The sequence below is a fragment of the Streptomyces otsuchiensis genome (assembly GCF_004305975.1).
Classification (GTDB): Bacteria; Actinomycetota; Actinomycetes; order Streptomycetales; family Streptomycetaceae; genus Streptomyces; species Streptomyces otsuchiensis.
In genome coordinates this window covers 14,998-31,727 of record NZ_BHZI01000006.1, presented here as the reverse complement: position 1 = coordinate 31,727, position 16,730 = coordinate 14,998, and the positions used below count along the sequence as shown (strand labels likewise).

The 16,730-nt window shown below is 71.0% G+C and carries 14 protein-coding genes; 10 read left to right on the top strand and 4 right to left on the bottom strand.

Annotated elements, in window-relative coordinates; genetic code table 11:
* Positions 1–1,179, bottom strand: a complete 1,179-nt coding sequence (gene nadA, locus E0D90_RS01225) for a quinolinate synthase NadA (protein ID WP_374754175.1) — start codon at positions 1,177–1,179, stop codon at positions 1–3.
* A 313-nt stretch (positions 1,180–1,492) separates the two neighbouring features.
* On the opposite strand from nadA, the gene erpA reads away from it, so the two are divergent.
* A complete protein-coding gene (gene erpA / locus E0D90_RS01220; RefSeq protein ID WP_103501768.1) occupies positions 1,493–1,846 on the top strand; it encodes an iron-sulfur cluster insertion protein ErpA in 354 nt (117 codons plus the stop codon).
* 350 nt (positions 1,847–2,196) lie between these two features.
* On the opposite strand, the gene E0D90_RS01215 is transcribed toward erpA, so the two are convergent.
* Positions 2,197–3,957, bottom strand: coding sequence for a hypothetical protein (locus E0D90_RS01215; protein ID WP_130796297.1), 1,761 nt, complete (start codon positions 3,955–3,957; stop codon positions 2,197–2,199).
* A 165-nt stretch (positions 3,958–4,122) separates the two neighbouring features.
* Between E0D90_RS01215 and E0D90_RS01210 the strand changes: the two genes are divergently transcribed.
* Positions 4,123–5,100 carry a carbohydrate kinase family protein gene (locus E0D90_RS01210; protein WP_130796296.1) on the top strand — a complete coding sequence of 326 codons (978 nt, stop codon included), beginning with the start codon at positions 4,123–4,125 and terminating at the stop codon, positions 5,098–5,100.
* A 122-nt stretch (positions 5,101–5,222) separates the two neighbouring features.
* Here the strand turns inward: E0D90_RS01210 and E0D90_RS01205 are convergent, their stop codons facing one another.
* Complete coding sequence (locus tag E0D90_RS01205; protein WP_130796295.1) at positions 5,223–6,737, bottom strand: cysteine desulfurase/sulfurtransferase TusA family protein; 1,515 nt, start codon at positions 6,735–6,737, stop codon at positions 5,223–5,225.
* A gap of 424 nt (positions 6,738–7,161) precedes the next feature.
* Between E0D90_RS01205 and ctaC the strand changes: the two genes are divergently transcribed.
* The 4 genes from ctaC (at position 7,162) to E0D90_RS01185 (ending at position 11,697) form a co-directional block, all read left to right on the top strand.
* Positions 7,162–8,121, top strand: a complete 960-nt coding sequence (gene ctaC / locus E0D90_RS01200) for an aa3-type cytochrome oxidase subunit II (RefSeq protein WP_130796294.1) — start codon at positions 7,162–7,164, stop codon at positions 8,119–8,121.
* The gene (gene ctaD / locus E0D90_RS01195) at positions 8,118–9,839 is read left to right on the top strand and encodes an aa3-type cytochrome oxidase subunit I (RefSeq protein ID WP_103502361.1); all 1,722 of its coding nucleotides are present in this window, start codon (positions 8,118–8,120) and stop codon (positions 9,837–9,839) included. Before ctaC ends, ctaD begins: the two co-directional genes overlap by 4 nt.
* Positions 9,836–10,234: a cytochrome c oxidase subunit 4 gene (locus tag E0D90_RS01190; RefSeq protein WP_103502362.1), complete on the top strand. Its 399-nt coding sequence runs from the start codon at positions 9,836–9,838 to the stop codon at positions 10,232–10,234. Before ctaD ends, E0D90_RS01190 begins: the two co-directional genes overlap by 4 nt.
* A gap of 260 nt (positions 10,235–10,494) precedes the next feature.
* A complete protein-coding gene (locus E0D90_RS01185; protein ID WP_130796309.1) occupies positions 10,495–11,697 on the top strand; it encodes a L,D-transpeptidase in 1,203 nt (400 codons plus the stop codon).
* Between the two features lie 104 nt (positions 11,698–11,801).
* Here the strand turns inward: E0D90_RS01185 and E0D90_RS01180 are convergent, their stop codons facing one another.
* Complete coding sequence (locus E0D90_RS01180; RefSeq protein ID WP_103502364.1) at positions 11,802–12,203, bottom strand: hypothetical protein; 402 nt, start codon at positions 12,201–12,203, stop codon at positions 11,802–11,804.
* Between the two features lie 249 nt (positions 12,204–12,452).
* On the opposite strand from E0D90_RS01180, the gene ctaE reads away from it, so the two are divergent.
* The 4 genes from ctaE (at position 12,453) to qcrB (ending at position 16,665) form a co-directional block, all read left to right on the top strand.
* The gene (ctaE, locus tag E0D90_RS01175) at positions 12,453–13,067 is read left to right on the top strand and encodes an aa3-type cytochrome oxidase subunit III (RefSeq protein ID WP_103502365.1); all 615 of its coding nucleotides are present in this window, start codon (positions 12,453–12,455) and stop codon (positions 13,065–13,067) included.
* 78 nt (positions 13,068–13,145) lie between these two features.
* Positions 13,146–13,955 (top strand): cytochrome bc1 complex diheme cytochrome c subunit, encoded by an 810-nt coding sequence (qcrC, locus tag E0D90_RS01170; RefSeq protein ID WP_103502366.1) that lies wholly within the window; start codon positions 13,146–13,148, stop codon positions 13,953–13,955.
* Positions 13,952–15,019, top strand: coding sequence for a cytochrome bc1 complex Rieske iron-sulfur subunit (gene qcrA / locus E0D90_RS01165; RefSeq protein ID WP_130796293.1), 1,068 nt, complete (start codon positions 13,952–13,954; stop codon positions 15,017–15,019). The genes qcrC and qcrA overlap by 4 nt, the downstream gene beginning before the upstream one ends.
* Positions 15,016–16,665 carry a cytochrome bc1 complex cytochrome b subunit gene (gene qcrB / locus E0D90_RS01160; RefSeq protein ID WP_130796292.1) on the top strand — a complete coding sequence of 550 codons (1,650 nt, stop codon included), beginning with the start codon at positions 15,016–15,018 and terminating at the stop codon, positions 16,663–16,665. Before qcrA ends, qcrB begins: the two co-directional genes overlap by 4 nt.
* Positions 16,666–16,730: the final 65 nt, after the last annotated feature.

Here is a 16,730-nt window from a genome sequence, read left to right as displayed (position 1 = left end):
TCAGGGCAGGGCGAGCATCCGCTCCAGCGCCGCGCGGGCGTACTTCTCGGTCTCCGGGTCCACCTGGATGCGGTTGACCGTCCGGCCCTCCGCGAGCGACTCCAGCGCCCAGACCAGGTGCGGCAGGTCTATCCGGTTCATGGTGGAGCAGAAGCAGACGGCGCGGTCGAGGAAGACGACCTCCTTGCCCTCCGGCGCGAACCGGTTGGCCAGACGCCGTACCAGGTTGAGTTCGGTGCCGATCGCCCACTTGGAACCGGCGGGCGCCGCCTCCAGCGTCTTGATGATGTACTCGGTCGACCCCACGTAGTCGGCGGCCGAGACCACCTCGTGGCGGCACTCCGGGTGGACCAGCACGTTCACGCCGGGGATGCGCTGCCGCACGTCCTCGACCGACTCCAGCGAGAAGCGGCCGTGCACCGAGCAGTGGCCGCGCCACAGGATCATCCTGGCGTCGCGCAGCTGCTGCGTGGTGAGGCCGCCGCCGGGCTTGTGCGGGTTGTAGACGACGCAGTCCTCCAGCGACATGCCCATGTCGCGGACGGCGGTGTTGCGCCCGAGGTGCTGGTCGGGCAGGAACAGCACCTTCTCGCCCTGCTCGAACGCCCAGTCCAGGGCGCGCCGCGCGTTGGAGGAGGTGCAGATGGTGCCGCCGTGCCGGCCGGTGAACGCCTTGATGTCGGCGGAGGAGTTCATGTAGGAGACGGGCACGGTGGTTCCGGCGACGCCGGCGTCGGTGAGCACGTCCCAGCACTCGGCGACCTGCTCGGCGGTGGCCATGTCGGCCATGGAGCAGCCCGCCGCGAGGTCCGGCAGCACGACCTGCTGGTCGTCGCCGGTGAGGATGTCGGCCGACTCGGCCATGAAGTGCACGCCGCAGAAGACGATGTACTCGGCCTCCGGGCGGGCGGCCGCGTCGCGGGCGAGCTTGAAGGAGTCACCGGTGACGTCGGCGAACTCGATGACCTCGTCGCGCTGGTAGTGGTGGCCGAGCACGAACACCCGGTCGCCCAGGGCCTCCTTCGCGGCGCGGGCGCGGGCCACCAGCGTCGGGTCCGAGGGGGAGGGGAGGTCCCCGGGGCAGTCCACGCCCCGCTCGCTGGCCGGGTCCGCCTCGCGGCCGAGGAGCAGCAGGGCGAGCGGCGTCGGCTGGACGTCCAGGGGATGGGCGGTGGTCACGGCGCACACCTCTCTTGCCGCGCGCTTCGGGGTGACGCGCCGGCGCGGCTCCGGCTGCTCTCCGCAGCACTTCTCGTCGGATTGACGTTATCTATGATAGCGACTTCTCGTCGCCTTGACGACGGCGATCGTGTCAATGTGACGCATGACGCGGACGGCGCCGCACCGTCCACCGGGTCCCGCGACGCCCTCGGCGTCCCCGCGCCGGTGTGGGACGATGGGTGACAGACGCACGAGGCCACCGGAAATGAATCCGGGACTCCGGTTGTTTGACCAGCCGGCAGAGCAGTCCGTACTACCCGGGAGAGAGCAGATGTCCGTTGAGGACAAGACCGCTGTGAGCGACGGCATCATCCTGTCCGACGCCGCCGCCTCGAAGGTGAAGAACCTGCTGGAGCAGGAGGGCCGCGAGGACCTCTCGCTGCGGGTCGCGGTGCAGCCGGGCGGCTGCTCCGGCCTGCGCTACCAGCTCTTCTTCGACGAGCGCTCGCTCGACGGCGACGTGGTGAAGGACTTCGACGGTGTCAAGGTCGTCACCGACCGGATGAGCGCCCCCTACCTGGGCGGTGCCTCCATCGACTTCGTCGACACCATCGAGAAGCAGGGCTTCACCATCGACAACCCGAACGCCACCGGCTCCTGCGCCTGCGGCGACTCCTTCAGCTGAGCCGCGCGGTGCCGCCGCCCCGAGCGGTGGCGCCCGGCTCGCTCGCGGCACGGCCGCACCCGAAGCCGTCACGGTCCACGCCGTGGCGGCTTCGTCGTGCCCGGCTCCGGACCCCGGTCCAGGGCCGGTCCAGGGCCGGTCCGGGCCGCGGTCCGGACCCCCGATCAGGCGGCCGGGGCCCGGGCCCGCCACGGGCGCGTCCGTCCGGGGCCGGGGAACGCGAGAGGCCGGGAGGCCCCCGCCTGCCGTAGCGGGGACTCTCCCGGCCTCAGCCGTGTCCGCCCGGACCCTCACAACGCCGGGCCGACCGGCCGTCCGCCCCACCCGGCTGCACCGGGCGGGGCGGGCGTTCAGGAGTGATCGCGGTTGTCCTCCAGGTACTGCCGGCTGAGGTCGCTCAGCTGCTCCAGTTCCTCGCCGTGCTCGTCCAGCACGGTCCGGTCCCCGATCGGCGCCTCCAGCGTCACCGTGAAGGGCTTGGACACCGCCATCAGCACGCACACGTCGTTGCCGTCGCTCTCGTGCAGCAGCTCGACGGTCACCGTGTCCTCGGTCTCCCGGGCCACGGCGGTGTAGTCGCCGCACACCCCGGTCCAGTTCCAGTACGTCAGCTCGGTGGCCCCGTCTCCGTAGGGCTCCAGGCCGGTCAGCGGGCCGGGGGGCGGAGCCATGGCGTCACCGGGGGCGTCCGGTGCGCCGCCCTGGTGGGCGGGTGTGTCACCGCCAGTGCCGGGCTCGGACGGCTCGGCCGGCCCGGACCCCGGCTCGCCGGCGCCGATGTCCGCACCCCCGCCCGGCCAGGAGCCGGCCACTCCCGTCACCAGGGCCGGCTCGACGGCGAGGTGGCTGACCCGGTACCAGGACGGGTCGGTGACGAACGTGTCCTCGTCGTCGACGCTGAACAGCCAGGTCGGTGCCAGGACCGGCTCGCCGTCCGAGGACTCGTACCCGAGGCCCAGCTCGGCGCCGGTCACCTCGACGACGCGGGCGCCGTCCGAGGGCTCGGCCGCGCCTCCGTTCAGCTGCGCCAGCGCCTCCTCCGCGCCGATCAGCGGATAGCTGTCGTCCGCGACCGGGGTGAGCAGACTCCCGAAGCCGTTGACGATCCGGCCGTCCGGGCCGACCGCGAGCCGGGTGCTCCAGCCGTAGGTGGCGTAGCCGTCCACGGCCGGGTCCACCGCGACCACCCGCTGGTCGCCGTCGACCTGGGAGGCGTCGGCGCGCTCCGCCGGAAGGTCCAGCTCCGTCAGCAGCGGCGCGACGGATGCGAGCGCCTCCTTCTCGGTGACCGGTTCGGCCGGGGTGGTGGGAGCGTCGTCGACACCGCGGCCGCCGTCGTGGTCGGAGGAGACACCGTCGTCGGGCGAAGCCGGTTCGGAGGGCTCCTCGGTCGGGGCCGCCCCGGGGGTCGTGCGCTCCAGATCCTGCGGGACCGGCGCGTCCTCCAGACCGCGCTCCCCGTCGTGTGGCCCGGGCTCCCGGGGTGCCTTGTCGGTCAGACCGGGCTCCGGGCCGGGTTCCACCGGCAGGTCCACCGGGGGCATCCCGGGCAGGCCGCCGACGGGCCGGGCGGGCTCGACGGTCTCCACCGGCTCGACGGTGGGCTCCACCGAGGCAGCCGGGTCCGTGTCGGCCGGGAGCAGGTCCGGGGCGGCGTAGGGCGACAGCGACCACTGGCCGCCACCGCTCTCCTCGACCAGCAGCCGCAGCTCGCCGTCGGGCAGAGCGGCGCCCACCTGCCAGTAGCCGTCGGCGAGTTCGGGCTCGCCCGCCACTCCCAGGACCTCGGCCAGCTCCGCCACCGTGGCGGCGTCCACCGTTCCGTCGAAGCGGAAGACCGGAGCGTCCTCCGGGGTCCCCGGCAGTGCGTCGCCGGCGCGGTAGAAGACCGGGCCCAGCTCCTCGGACGCGGCCTCGCCGGCTCCCGCCGCTCCGCCGTCGATCGCCAGCTGCTCCGGGGCCTCCGCGCCGCCGGTCACCAGGCTCACGCCGTAGGCACCGCCCGCCAGCAGGACGACGGAGGCGGCGATGGCGGTCACCGCTGCCCAGCGGCGCCCGCCCCGGCGCCCGGCGCCGGATTCCTCGTCGGTCACGACTTCTGGTTCAGTCACGACGTCACTCCTCGGGTGGCGATGGGCCCTTCCGGCCCGCTCTGTCCCCTCTGACGGACCGGGCGGGCCACGGGTTCCCTCCAGTCGCCCCACGCTTCGGCCGCTGCCGGTAGCCTGGGCCCGTCCCTCGCCCGGCACCACGTCCCGACCCAGGAGCAGCACGCTGTGCGCATCGCCGTTTCCGGCTCCATCGCCACTGACCATCTGATGACCTTCCCGGGCCGGTTCGCGGACCAGCTCGTCGGGGATCAACTGCACACCGTCTCGCTGTCGTTCCTGGTGGACGGCCTGGACGTGCGGCGCGGCGGCGTCGCCGCCAACATCTGCTTCGGCATGGGCCAGCTCGGCGCCGCACCGGTGCTGGTGGGCGCGGCCGGCGCCGACTTCGACGAGTACCGCGCCTGGCTGGACCGGCACGGCGTGGACACGGAGTCCGTGCGGATCTCCGAGGTCCTGCACACCGCCCGCTTCGTCTGCACCACCGACGCGGACCACAACCAGATCGGCTCCTTCTACACCGGCGCCATGAGCGAGGCCCGGCAGATCGAGCTGAAGACGGTCGCCGACCGCGTCGACGGCCTGGACCTGGTCCACATCGGAGCCGACGACCCCGAGGCGATGATGCGGCACACCGAGGAGTGCCGCTCCCGCTCGATCCCGTTCGCAGCCGACTACTCCCAGCAGCTCGCCCGGATGGGCGGCGAGGAGATCCGCGCGCTCACCGACGGCGCCGCCTTCCTCTTCAGCAACGAGTACGAGAAGGCGCTGATCGAGACCAAGACCGGCTGGGACGAGGCGGAGATCCTCAGCCGCGTCGGCACCCGGGTCACCACTCTCGGCGCCAAGGGCGCGGTCATCGAGCGCGCCGGCGAGGAGCCGATCCGCGTCTCCTGCCCCGAGGAGGAGCGCAAGGCCGACCCCACCGGCGTCGGCGACGCCTTCCGGGCCGGTTTCCTCTCCGGCCTGGTCTGGGGTTCCTCCCTGGAGCGCGCCGCCCAGGTCGGCTGCATGATGGCCACCCTCGTCATCGAGACCGTCGGCACCCAGGAGTACACCCTGCTGCGCGGCACCTTCCTGGAGCGGTTCACCAAGGCCTACGGCCCGGAGGCGGCGGACGAGCTCCGCGGCCACCTCGGCGTCTGACACCGGCGCGACGGACCACTCGCGTACCGCCGGGCCACACCGCCCTCCCGCCCTACCGCCCTCCGCGCCCGAGCCCCGGGCCGGAGGGCGGAGCCGTGCCTCCTCCGCGCGCCTCCGCGCGCTCACACCGAGCGGCGGACCCGGTAGACGGCGCCGGCGCCGTCCTCGGCGGGCAACGGCACCTCGCCCAGGTACTCCTGGCCCCGCATCTCGCACCAGGCCGGGATGTCCAGCCGCGCGGCGGTGTCGTCGGCCAGCACCCGGACGACGGAGCCGACCGGAACGCGCGGCATCATCTTGGCCAGTTCGATGACCGGGATCGGGCAGCGCAGTCCGAGCGCGTTCACGGTCCGTTCGCCCAGCGCCCCCGCGCCCGCGCCGCGGCGCCGCGGCTGAACGGGGGCCGCGTGGCCGCCACTCGCCGAGCCGTCACCCGCCACGTCTGCGCCCGCCGCCTCCTCGCCCGCTCCGCCTTCGCCCGCACCGGCGCTCGCCGTCGCGGAGACGGCCGGGGCCGTGAGCTGGTCGCGCACTCCCGCCACGGCTCCCGGCAGCACGTCGAGGAACCGCTCCACCTCCGCCTCCGTCGTCCCCCGGGGCAGGGACAGCCGCACGTTCCCCTCCGACAGCACCCCCATGGCGCGCAGCACATGGCTCGGGGTGAGCGTGGAGGAGGTGCAGGAGGAACCGGAGGAGACCGAGAACCCGGCGCGGTCCAGCGCGTGCAGCAGCGCCTCCCCGTCGACGTAGAGACAGGAGAAGGTGACGATGTGCGGCAGCCGTAGCGCCGGGTGGCCGACCACCGTGGTGTCCGGGACCTCGCGCGCCACCCGCTCACGCACCCGGTCCACCAGTGCCCGCAGCCGCTCGCCCTCCGCCACCGCCTCGGCCCGCACCGCCCGCAGGGCGACGGCCGCCGCCACCACCGCCGGCAGGGACGGGTAGCCCGGCGAACGCCCCCACTCCCGCTCGTCGGCCGGCTCCGGCGGCGCGAACCTGACCCCCTTGCGCACCGCCAGCAGCCCCACCCCGCCCGGGCCGCCCCACTTGTGGGCGCTGGCGGCCAGCAGCGACCAGGAGCCCGGGACCCGGCCCCAGGGCAGGGACTGGGCCGCGTCCACCAGGAGCGGTACCCCGGCCGCCGCGCAGCCCTCCGCCACCTCCTCGACCGGTTGTTCGGTACCCACCTCGTGGTTGGCGGACTGGAGCACCGCCAGCGCGGTGTCCGGACGCAGCGCCGCCGCCCACTCCCCGGCGTCCACCCGTCCGGCGCGGTCGGGCGAGACCTCGGTCACCGCCCCGCCCTCGTCCCGATGGGCGCCCGCGGCGTGCAGCACAGCCGAGTGCTCCACCGCGGAGACCAGCAGATGCCGCCCGGCACGGCGACGCGCCGTCAGCGATCCGGCGATCCCGGTGTGCAGCGCCCGGGTGCCGGAGGTGGTGAAGGACAACTCGTCCGGACGGCAGCCGACCTGTTCCGCCGCGCTCTCCCGCGCGGTGTCCAGCAGCAGACGCGCCCGCCTGCCCTCGCGGTGCAGCCGGGAGGGGTCGGCCCACCCCTCCTCCCAGGCGGCGAGGAACGCCTCGCGCGCGAGCGGGTGCGGGGGAGCGGAGGAGGCGGCGTCGAAGTACGTCACGTCCGCAGGCTACGCCCGGCGCCCGGGTGGCCCGCGCCGGGCGCGGCACGCCCGGCACGCCCGGGATGCCCGAGAGGTGTGGAGCCGCGGCGGTCCGCGCCGCGTCCGCCGCCGGACGGGGCCCGGCCGGTGTGAGGCGTCCTGGACCCGGGCGTGACGGCCCGCCGGGTGCGCCGCGGACGTGCGCGATCGGGGCGCGGGCCCGCCGGTCGGCGTCCCGCGGGCCCCGTCCGTGGCGCCCGGTACATCCCCTGGTGCGGCGCCACGGCGCGTTGGGCACCCTCCCCGCGCAACGCCATGGGGTGTCCAGTAGGGTTTGGTCCGCGTAAATATCCAAACCCTGCCCGTGCCAGGTCAAGCGCCCCCGTCGCCGAGCGATGGCGGTGAACCGGACGCACGGGCGAGACTCTCGGGAAGGCGCTACGTGAGTCCCAACGGCTCCGACCGCTCGTCGCGGCGTCCGATGCGGCGGATTCTGCCGCAGGCGCTCATCGCGGGCCTGGTCCTCGCAACCGCGACCGGTTGCACATCCGAGGATTTCCCTCGCCTCGGTATGCCCAGTCCGGCGACGGAGGAGGCGCCCCGCATCCTGTCGCTGTGGCAGGGATCGTGGGCGGCCGCGCTCATCACGGGCGTAATCGTCTGGGGTCTGATCGCGTGGAGTGTGTTCTCCCACCGCCGGTCCCGGACCAAGGTGGAAGTCCCGCCGCAGACGCGGTACAACCTGCCCATCGAGGCGCTGTACACGCTGGCTCCGCTCATCATCGTCTCGGTGCTGTTCTACTTCACCGCGCGCGACCAGACGGAACTGCTGAAGACCTCCGAGCAGCCGGACCACGTGATCAACGTGGTGGGCTTCCAGTGGAGCTGGGGCTTCAACTACCTGGAGCCGGTGGGCGAGGGGGACACCTTCGCGCAGGACGCCGCGGAGCTGTCCGCCATCCCCGACCGGATGATGGACGCGGTCCCCGAGAACGCGGACGGCGTCTACGACGTCGGCACCCCCGCGGACCGGAACCCGGACACCGGCAACCCCGGCCCGACCCTGGTCCTGCCCGAGGGCGAGACCGTGCAGTTCATCCTCACTTCGCGTGATGTCATCCACTCCTTCTGGGTTGTCCCCTTCCTGATGAAGATGGACGTCATCCCGGGCCACACCAACCGCTTCGAGGTGACCCCCAACAAGCAGGGCACCTTCCTCGGCAAGTGCGCCGAGCTCTGCGGTGAGGACCACGCCCGGATGCTGTTCAACGTCAAGGTGGTGTCGCCGGAGGAGTACCAGGAGCACCTGCAGGATCTGGCGGACAGGGGCCAGACCGGCTACATCCCGGCGGGTATCGCGCAGACCGACGCCGCCAAGAACGCGGAGACGAACCAGCCGTGACGATCCTCGAGAAGCCCTCCGAGTCCGGGCGGACGCCGGTCGGCGCGCCGCCCGCACGCAAGAAGTCACCCGGCCAGATCGCGGTGAAGTGGCTGACGACCACTGACCACAAGACGATCGGCACGATGTACCTCATCACGTCGTTCGCCTTCTTCATCGTCGGCGGCGCGATGGCGCTGATCATGCGGGCCGAGCTGGCCCGTCCGGGCAGCCAGATCGTCAGCAACGAGCAGTTCAACCAGCTGTTCACGATGCACGGCACGATCATGCTGCTGCTCTTCGCGACGCCGCTGTTCGCCGGCTTCGCGAACTGGATCATGCCGCTGCAGATCGGCGCGCCCGACGTGGCGTTCCCGCGGCTGAACATGCTGGCCTACTGGCTGTACCTGTTCGGCGGTCTGATCGTCGTCGGCGCGTTCTTCACGCCGCAGGGCGCGGCCAACTTCGGCTGGTTCGCCTACTCGCCGCTCTCCGACGCGGTCCGCTCGCCCGGTATGGGCGCGGACATGTGGGTGATGGGCCTGGCGCTCGGCGGTTTCGGCACGATCCTCGGTGCGGTCAACTTCATCACCACGATCATCTGCATGCGCGCACCCGGCATGACGATGTTCCGGATGCCGATCTTCACCTGGAACGTCCTGCTGACCGGTGTGCTGGTCCTGCTGGCCTTCCCGGTGCTGGCCGCCGCCCTCTTCGGCCTCGCCGCCGACCGGATCTTCGGCGCCCACATCTTCGACGCGGCCAACGGCGGCGCGATCCTGTGGCAGCACCTGTTCTGGTTCTTCGGCCACCCCGAGGTGTACATCATCGCGCTGCCGTTCTTCGGCATCGTCTCCGAGATCATCCCGGTCTTCAGCCGCAAGCCGATCTTCGGCTACATCGGCCTGGTCGGCGCGACCATCGCCATCGCAGGTCTCTCGGTGACGGTCTGGGCGCACCACATGTACGTGACGGGCGCGGTGCTGCTGCCGTTCTTCTCGTTCATGACGTTCCTGATCGCGGTTCCGACGGGCGTGAAGTTCTTCAACTGGATCGGCACCATGTGGCGGGGCTCGCTGAGCTTCGAGACGCCGATGCTGTGGACCGTCGGCTTCCTGGTCACCTTCCTCTTCGGTGGTCTGACCGGCGTCATCCTCGCCTCGCCGCCGCTGGACTTCCACGTCTCGGACAGCTACTTCGTGGTGGCGCACTTCCACTACGTGGTGTTCGGCACGGTCGTCTTCGCGATGTTCGCCGGCTTCCACTTCTGGTGGCCGAAGTGGACCGGCAAGATGCTGGACGAGCGGCTCGGCAAGATCACCTTCTGGACGCTGTTCGTGGGCTTCCACGGCACCTTCCTGGTGCAGCACTGGCTCGGCGCCGAGGGCATGCCCCGCCGGTACGCGGACTACCTGCACGCCGACGGCTTCACCACGCTGAACATGATCTCCACCGTCGGGTCGTTCCTGCTCGGCATGTCGATGCTCCCGTTCTTCTACAACGTCTGGAAGACGTGGAAGTACGGCGAGAAGGTCGAGGTCGACGACCCGTGGGGCTACGGACGGTCGCTCGAATGGGCTACCTCCTGCCCGCCGCCGCGGCACAACTTCGTCACGCTGCCGCGCATCCGTTCCGAATCTCCCGCGTTCGACCTGCACCACCCCGAGCAGGCGGAGCGGGACCAACTGGAGAACCACGGCGTGGGCGCTGCGGTGTCCCGTGAGGAGCACACCAAGTGAAGATCCAGGGCCACATGTTCAACTGGCTGGCGGGCTTCATCCTGGTCGTCGCCATCGTGTACGGCGTCTGGTCCAAGGAGCCCGTCGGCACCACCGCCCTCTTCCTCTCCTTCGGCCTGTCGGTGATGATCGGGTTCTACCTGGTCTTCACCGCCCGCCGGGTGGACACCGGGGCGCAGGACAACAAAGAGGCCGACGTCGCGGACGACGCCGGTGAGCTGGGCTTCTTCTCCCCGCACAGCTGGGCGCCGCTGGCGCTGGGCGCGGGCGGTATGACGGCCTTCCTCGGCCCGGTCTTCGGCTGGTGGTTCCTGTACTTCACCGCCCCGCTGCTGGCCATCGGCCTGTGGCTGTGGGTCTTCGAGTACTACCGGGGCGAGAACCAGACCCAGTAGCGACCAGCACCACGCGGCAGGGCGGCACAACCGCCGAACGGGTCGGCCCCCGGACGAAACGTCCGGGGGCCGACCCGTTTGCATGCGCTCCGCGCGCCAATGGCGGACATTCTTCATATTTTATGACCATGAGTCACGGGAATGTCATCACCGACGGGAACGCCGACAGGGACGCCCCCCGCGCCCCTGCGGCCGGCCCGCTCCGCGGGGCCGCCCGGCGTCGAATGACGCTCGGCTGCGCCCTCATACTCGCCCCACTGATGGCCGGGCTGACCGCCTGCGGCGGCGGCACCGCGTCATCCGTACCCAGCACTCCCTACGACGCGGCCTCGGAGGTCTCCTTCGGGCCGGCCGAGGGAGCCGAACAGGCGGCGGTGGACCCCGCCGAGCCGCTGAAGGTCACCGCCACGTCCGAGGAGTCGCGGATCACCGACGTGACCGCCGTCGACGCCGCCGGCCGCACCGTCACCGGGGAGCTCACCGCCGACGGCGGCACGTGGAGCAGCACCACCCCGCTGGCCGCCGGCATCGAGTACACGGTCGAGGTGGCCACCGAGAACGCCGCCGGCCACCCCGGACGCCGCACCCACGTCTTCACCACCAAGGACGCCGACGCCACCGCGCTGGAAATCACCTTCGGGCCCGAGAAGGGCACCTACGGCGTCGGCCAGCCCGTCACGGCCGAGCTGAGCGAGGAGATCGAGGACCGCGCCGCCCGCGCCGTCGTGGAGAGGCTGATCACGGTCGAGTCCGAACCCGCCGTCGAGGGCAGCTGGCACTGGGCCGACGGCAGGACGATGCACTTCCGTCCGGCCGAGTACTGGCCCGCCAACTCCACCGTCCGGGTGACTTCCGCACTCGACGGAGTGCACATCCAGGACGGGCTGCGCGGCGGGGAGTCCGAGCCGCTGACGCTGCGCACCGGCGACCGCGTGGAGGCGGTCGCCGACATCGGCACCCTCACCATGACGGTCAGGAACAACGGCGAGGTCGTGCGCACGATGCCGATGACCACCGGCAAGGAGGGGTTCCGCACCCGGGAGGGCAAGAAGGTGGTGCTCGGCAAGGAGCAGCACGTGCGGATGGTCGGCAGCAGCATCGGCATCGCGCCCGGCAGCTCCGAGTACTACGACCTCGACGTCTACTGGGCGGCGCGGCTGACCTGGAGCGGGGAGTACGTGCACGGCGCGCCCTGGTCCGCCGGCTCGCACGGCGCCGACAACGTCAGCCACGGCTGCACCGGCCTGAGCACGGAGGACGCCCGCTGGTTCTTCGAGTACGTCAAGGTCGGCGACATCGTCGAACACGTCAACGGCTACGGCGCCGACATGGCGTACTTCGGCAACGGCTTCGGTGACTGGAACATGGACTGGGACGCCTGGCAGCAGGGGAGCGCCCTGCACGGCGACGCCGACGCGGACACCGGAAGCGGCGACTCCGGCCGCCTCCGTCCCTCCCTGTGACCGCCCCGCGGCGGCCCCTCGGACGGCGACGCCGCCACCCCGGCCCTCCTGGGCGGGGTGGCGGCGTCGGGGCGTTCCACGGGCCCGTGGGCCCGGCGTGCGGGCTACGCTGCGGCGGGCAGCCGCTCGCGCAGCACGGCGGCCAGGCCGAACGCGACCTCCGCCGGGTCCAGCGGGCGCGGCACGGCGGCCTCGGCGCGGCTCCACGTCGCCAGCCAGGCGTCCTGCGGGCGGCCGATCAGCAGCAGCACCGGCGGGCACTCGAAGATCTCGTCCTTGATCTGGCGGCAGACACCCATGCCACCGGCGGGCACCGCCTCGCCGTCCAGCACGCAGGCGTCGATGCCGCCCTCCTCCAGCAGACGGAGCAGCGTGGGCAGCGTGGCGCACTCCACGTACTCGACCGGGGGAAGGTCCGCGGCCGGCCGCCGGCCCGCCGCCATCCGCACCTGCTCGCGGGTGTTGACGTTGTCGCTGTAGACCAGCACCGTCGCGGTGTGCTGCATCCGTCCTCCTCGATGGATTGCCCATGCCCGCCTGCGCGGACGGCGCCGCCCGGGCCGCGCTGCGCGGACACCGTGCGGACGGCACTGGCCGGATGGTACTCCGTCGGCCCTCGCGGCGGGCAGGGGCCGGGGGCGCGCGAGGCCGTGACGCGGCCCGGAAAGCGCCTGCCGGGGCCGCACATCAGCCCGGACACACCGAACGGGACCCCCGGGGGTGAGTGCGGGATAAGCGACCGACATAATGTCGGCGTGGCGACAGCAACAGCAGAAGCAGAAACCGGGCACGCGCATCACTCGGTCAACCGACCGAACCTCACGAGCGTCGGCACAGTCATCTGGCTGAGCTCTGAGCTGATGTTCTTCGCGGCCCTCTTCGCGATGTACTTCACCCTGCGATCGGTGATGGGCAGCGAGTACTGGCAGGCCCAGGCGGACCTGCTGAACGTGCCGTACGCCCTCAGCATCACCACGATCCTGGTGCTCTCCTCGGTCACGTGCCAGTTCGGCGTCTTCGCCGCTGAGCGCGGTGACGTGAAGCGGCTCAGGATGTGGTTCGCGATCACCTTCGTGATGGGGTCGATCTTCATCGGCGGACAGGTGGCCGAGTATGTCGAACTGGTCGCGCACGAGGGCATCTCGCTCTCGTCCGATCCGTACGGCTCGGCGTTCTACCTCACCACCGGTTTCCACGGTCTGCACGTGCTGGGCGGCCTGATCGCCTTCCTGCTTGTGCTCGCCCGGACCTACATGGCCCGGCGCTTCACCCATGAGCAGGCCACGGCGGCGATCGTGACGTCGTACTACTGGCACTTCGTCGACGTCGTCTGGATCGGTCTGTTCATCACGATCTACGTCATCAAGTAGGCCCAGAAACCACCGCCGGCGCAGCCGGCCCGCACGATCCACGTACTGACGCAGAAGATCCTGACACCGGGGTAATCCGTGAAAAAGCTCTCCGCACGACGGCGCCATCCGCTGGCGGCGCTTGTCGTCCTCCTCTTCGCGCTGGCGGCCACAGGGGGGCTGTACACCGCGCTCGCTCCCGCGGGCGAGGCCAAGGCCGAAGCCTCGGATAGCTCGCTGGCGATCGAAGAGGGCAAGAAGCTCTACGCCGTGGGCTGCTCCAGCTGCCACGGTATGGGCGGTCAGGGAGGCAGCGACGGGCCCAGCCTCGTCGGTGTCGGCGCGGCCGCCGTGGACTTCCAGGTCTCCACCGGCCGCATGCCGATGCAGGCCAAGGGACCGCAGGCTCCGAAGAAGCCCAAGGCCTACACCCCCGAGGAGACCGCCCAGCTGGCGGCCTACATCGCCTCCCTCGGCCCGGGCCCGGCCATTCCGGAGTCCTCCGCGTACAACCCGGCCGACGGCGACTCCGCCAAGGGCGGTGAACTGTTCCGCACCAACTGTGCGCAGTGCCACAACTTCACCGGTCAGGGCGGCGCCCTGACCCACGGCAAGTACGCGCCGAACCTCCATGACGTGGAGCCGCGCCACATCTACCAGGCCATGCTCACCGGCCCGCAGGCGATGCCCAGCTTCCCCGACTCCACGCTCACGCCGGAGCAGAAGCGCGACATCATCGCCTGGCTGGACGCCGTGAACACCTCCGAGTCCCCCAACCCGGGTGGCTTCTCCCTCGGCGGCTTCGGCCCGGTCAGCGAAGGGCTCTACGCCTGGACGTTCGGAATCGGCGTACTGATCGCCGCGGCGGTGTGGATCGCAGCCCACACGGCAAAGGCCAGGAAGTCATGAGTAGCGAGACTGGATCATCTAAAGACGTGTCAGAGGAACACCTGCCGACCGCGCAGGAACACGGCACGGTGACCGTGGCGGACGATCCGTTCGCAGACCCGGGTCTCCCGGCACACGAGCCGCGCATCCAGGACATCGACGAGAAGGCCGCGAAGCGCTCCGAGCGCACCGTGACGCTGCTGTTCGTCCTGTCCTCCCTGGCCACGGTGGGCTTCATCGTGTCCTTCCTGCTCATCCCGATCGACAAGATCGTCTACATCTGGCCCTTCGGCCATGTGAGCGGGCTCAACTTCGCGCTGGGCTGGACCCTCGGTCTCGCCCTCTTCTGCATCGGCGCCGGCGCGGTCCACTGGTCCCGCACGCTGATGTCGGACGAGGAGGTGCCCGACGAGCGGCACCAGATCGCGGCCTCCCCCGAGGTCAAGGCCGAGGTGCTGGCCGAGTTCCGGGCCGGTACCGAGGAGTCCGGGATCGGCTTCGGCCGCCGGAAGATGATGCGCAACTCGCTGCTCGGCGCGCTGGCCCTGGTGCCGCTCTCCGGTGTGGTGCTGCTGCGCGACCTCGGCCCCGCGCCGGGCGACAAGCTCCGGCACACCGCCTGGGACGCCGGCAAGCGGATCGTCAACGAGAACACCGGTCTGCCGCTCCGCCCGGAGGACATCACCGTCGGGTCGCTGACCCAGGCGATGCCCGAGGGCCTGGACCTGCACGACCACGACTTCCACGCGCAGATCGCCAAGGCCGCGGTGATGCTGGTCCGGCTCGAACCGGACGACATCAAGGACGAGCAGTCCGCCGAGTGGGGTCACGAGGGCATCCTGTGCTTCTCGAAGATCTGCACCCACATCGGTTGCCCGGCCACGCTCTACGAGCGGCAGACGCACCACGCGCTGTGCCCCTGCCACCAGTCGACCTTCGACCTGGCGGACGGTGCCCGGGTGCTCTTCGGGCCGGCCGGTCACCCCCTGCCGCAGCTGCGGATCACAACCAACGACGACGGTGAGCTGGTTGCCCTGGGCGACTTCGCCGAGCCGCCCGGCCCGAGTTTCTGGGAGCGTGGATGAGTACGGCAACGGACGCGCCGAAGAGCGCGCCGAGTCGCGGGGGCAAAGCCCCGGCGGGCGAGCGGGTGGCCGACTGGGCCGACGGCCGGGTGGGCGTCTACAGTCTCGCCAAGGCCAACATGCGCAAGATCTTCCCCGACCACTGGTCGTTCCTGCTGGGTGAGATCTGCCTTTACGCCTTCATCATCATCATCCTCACGGGCGTCTACCTCACGCTCTTCTTCGTGCCGAGCATGGCAGAGCTCGAGTACTCGGGCTCGTACGTGCCGATGCAGGGCGTGCTGATGTCCGAGGCGTACGCCTCGACGCTCGACATCAGCTTCGACGTGCGCGGTGGCCTGCTGATGCGGGAGATCCACCACTGGGCCGCGCTGATCTTCGTCGTGGCGATCTTCTTCCACATGATGCGGGTCTTCTTCACCGGAGCCTTCCGCAAGCCGCGCGAGATCAACTGGCTGTTCGGCTTCCTGCTGCTGGTCCTGGCGATGTTCACCGGTCTGACCGGTTACTCGCTCCCGGACGACCTGCTCTCGGGAACCGGTGTCCGGTTCATGGAGGGCGCCGTCCTGGCGGTGCCGGTGGTCGGTACCTGGCTCCAGATGTTCCTGTTCGGCGGCGAGTTCCCGGGCTACGACATCATCCCCAGGTTCTTCGTGGTGCACGTGCTGCTGCTGCCGGGCCTGATGGTCGGCCTGATCGTGGCGCACCTGATCCTGATCGTGTACCACAAGCACACCCACTACGCCGGTCCCGGCCGCACCAACAGCAACGTCGTCGGTATGCCGCTCTTCCCGGTCTACATGGCGAAGGCGGGCGGCTTCTTCTTCCTGGTCTTCGGCCTGATCGCGATGATCGCGGCGACCACCAGCATCAACCCGATCTGGGTGCTGGGGCCATACCGGCCGGACCAGGTGTCGACCAACGCGCAACCCGACTGGTACATGGGCTTCTCCGAGGGCCTGGTGCGGCTCATGCCGGCCTGGGAGATCGTGCTGTTCAACAGCTACACGCTCAACCTCGGCCTGCTGATCCCGCTGATGGTGCTGCCGGTCGTGCTCGGCGCGATCGCGCTTTACCCGTTCTTCGAGAACTGGGTCACCAAGGACAAGCGCGAGCACCACATCTCGGAGCGCCCCCGCAACGCCCCGACCCGCACCGCGTTCGGTGTGGCGTGGCTGAGCTGGTACTTCATCGCCCTGGTGGCGGGTGGAAACGACGTCTGGGCGATCAACTTCGACCTGTCGATCAACGCCATCACGTGGTTCGGCCGGGTCGGGTTCTTCGTGGTGCCGGTGGTGGTCTTCATCATCACGCGCCGGATCTGCATCGGGCTCCAGCGACGGGACCGCGACAAGGTGCTGCACGGTCGTGAGACCGGCATCATCAAGCGCCTCCCGCACGGTGAGTTCGTCGAGGTGCACGAGCCGCTGTCGCAGGCGAAGCTGCACGCCCTCACCGCGCACGACCAGTACCAGCCGGCGGAGCTGCCCGCGTCCACGGACGCCAACGGCGTCCAGCGCAAGGTCGGTCTGCTGGAGAAGGCACGGGTGCGGATCAGCCGCGGCTACTTCGGCGAGGGCGGCCAGGTCGCCAAGCCGACCGCCGAGGAGTACCGCGAGATCACGAGCGGCGACGGTCACCACTGACCCGTTCCGCGCGCTGATCGGCGCACAGCCCCCGCGGCACCGCCGCGCGCGACGGCCCCGTCCGG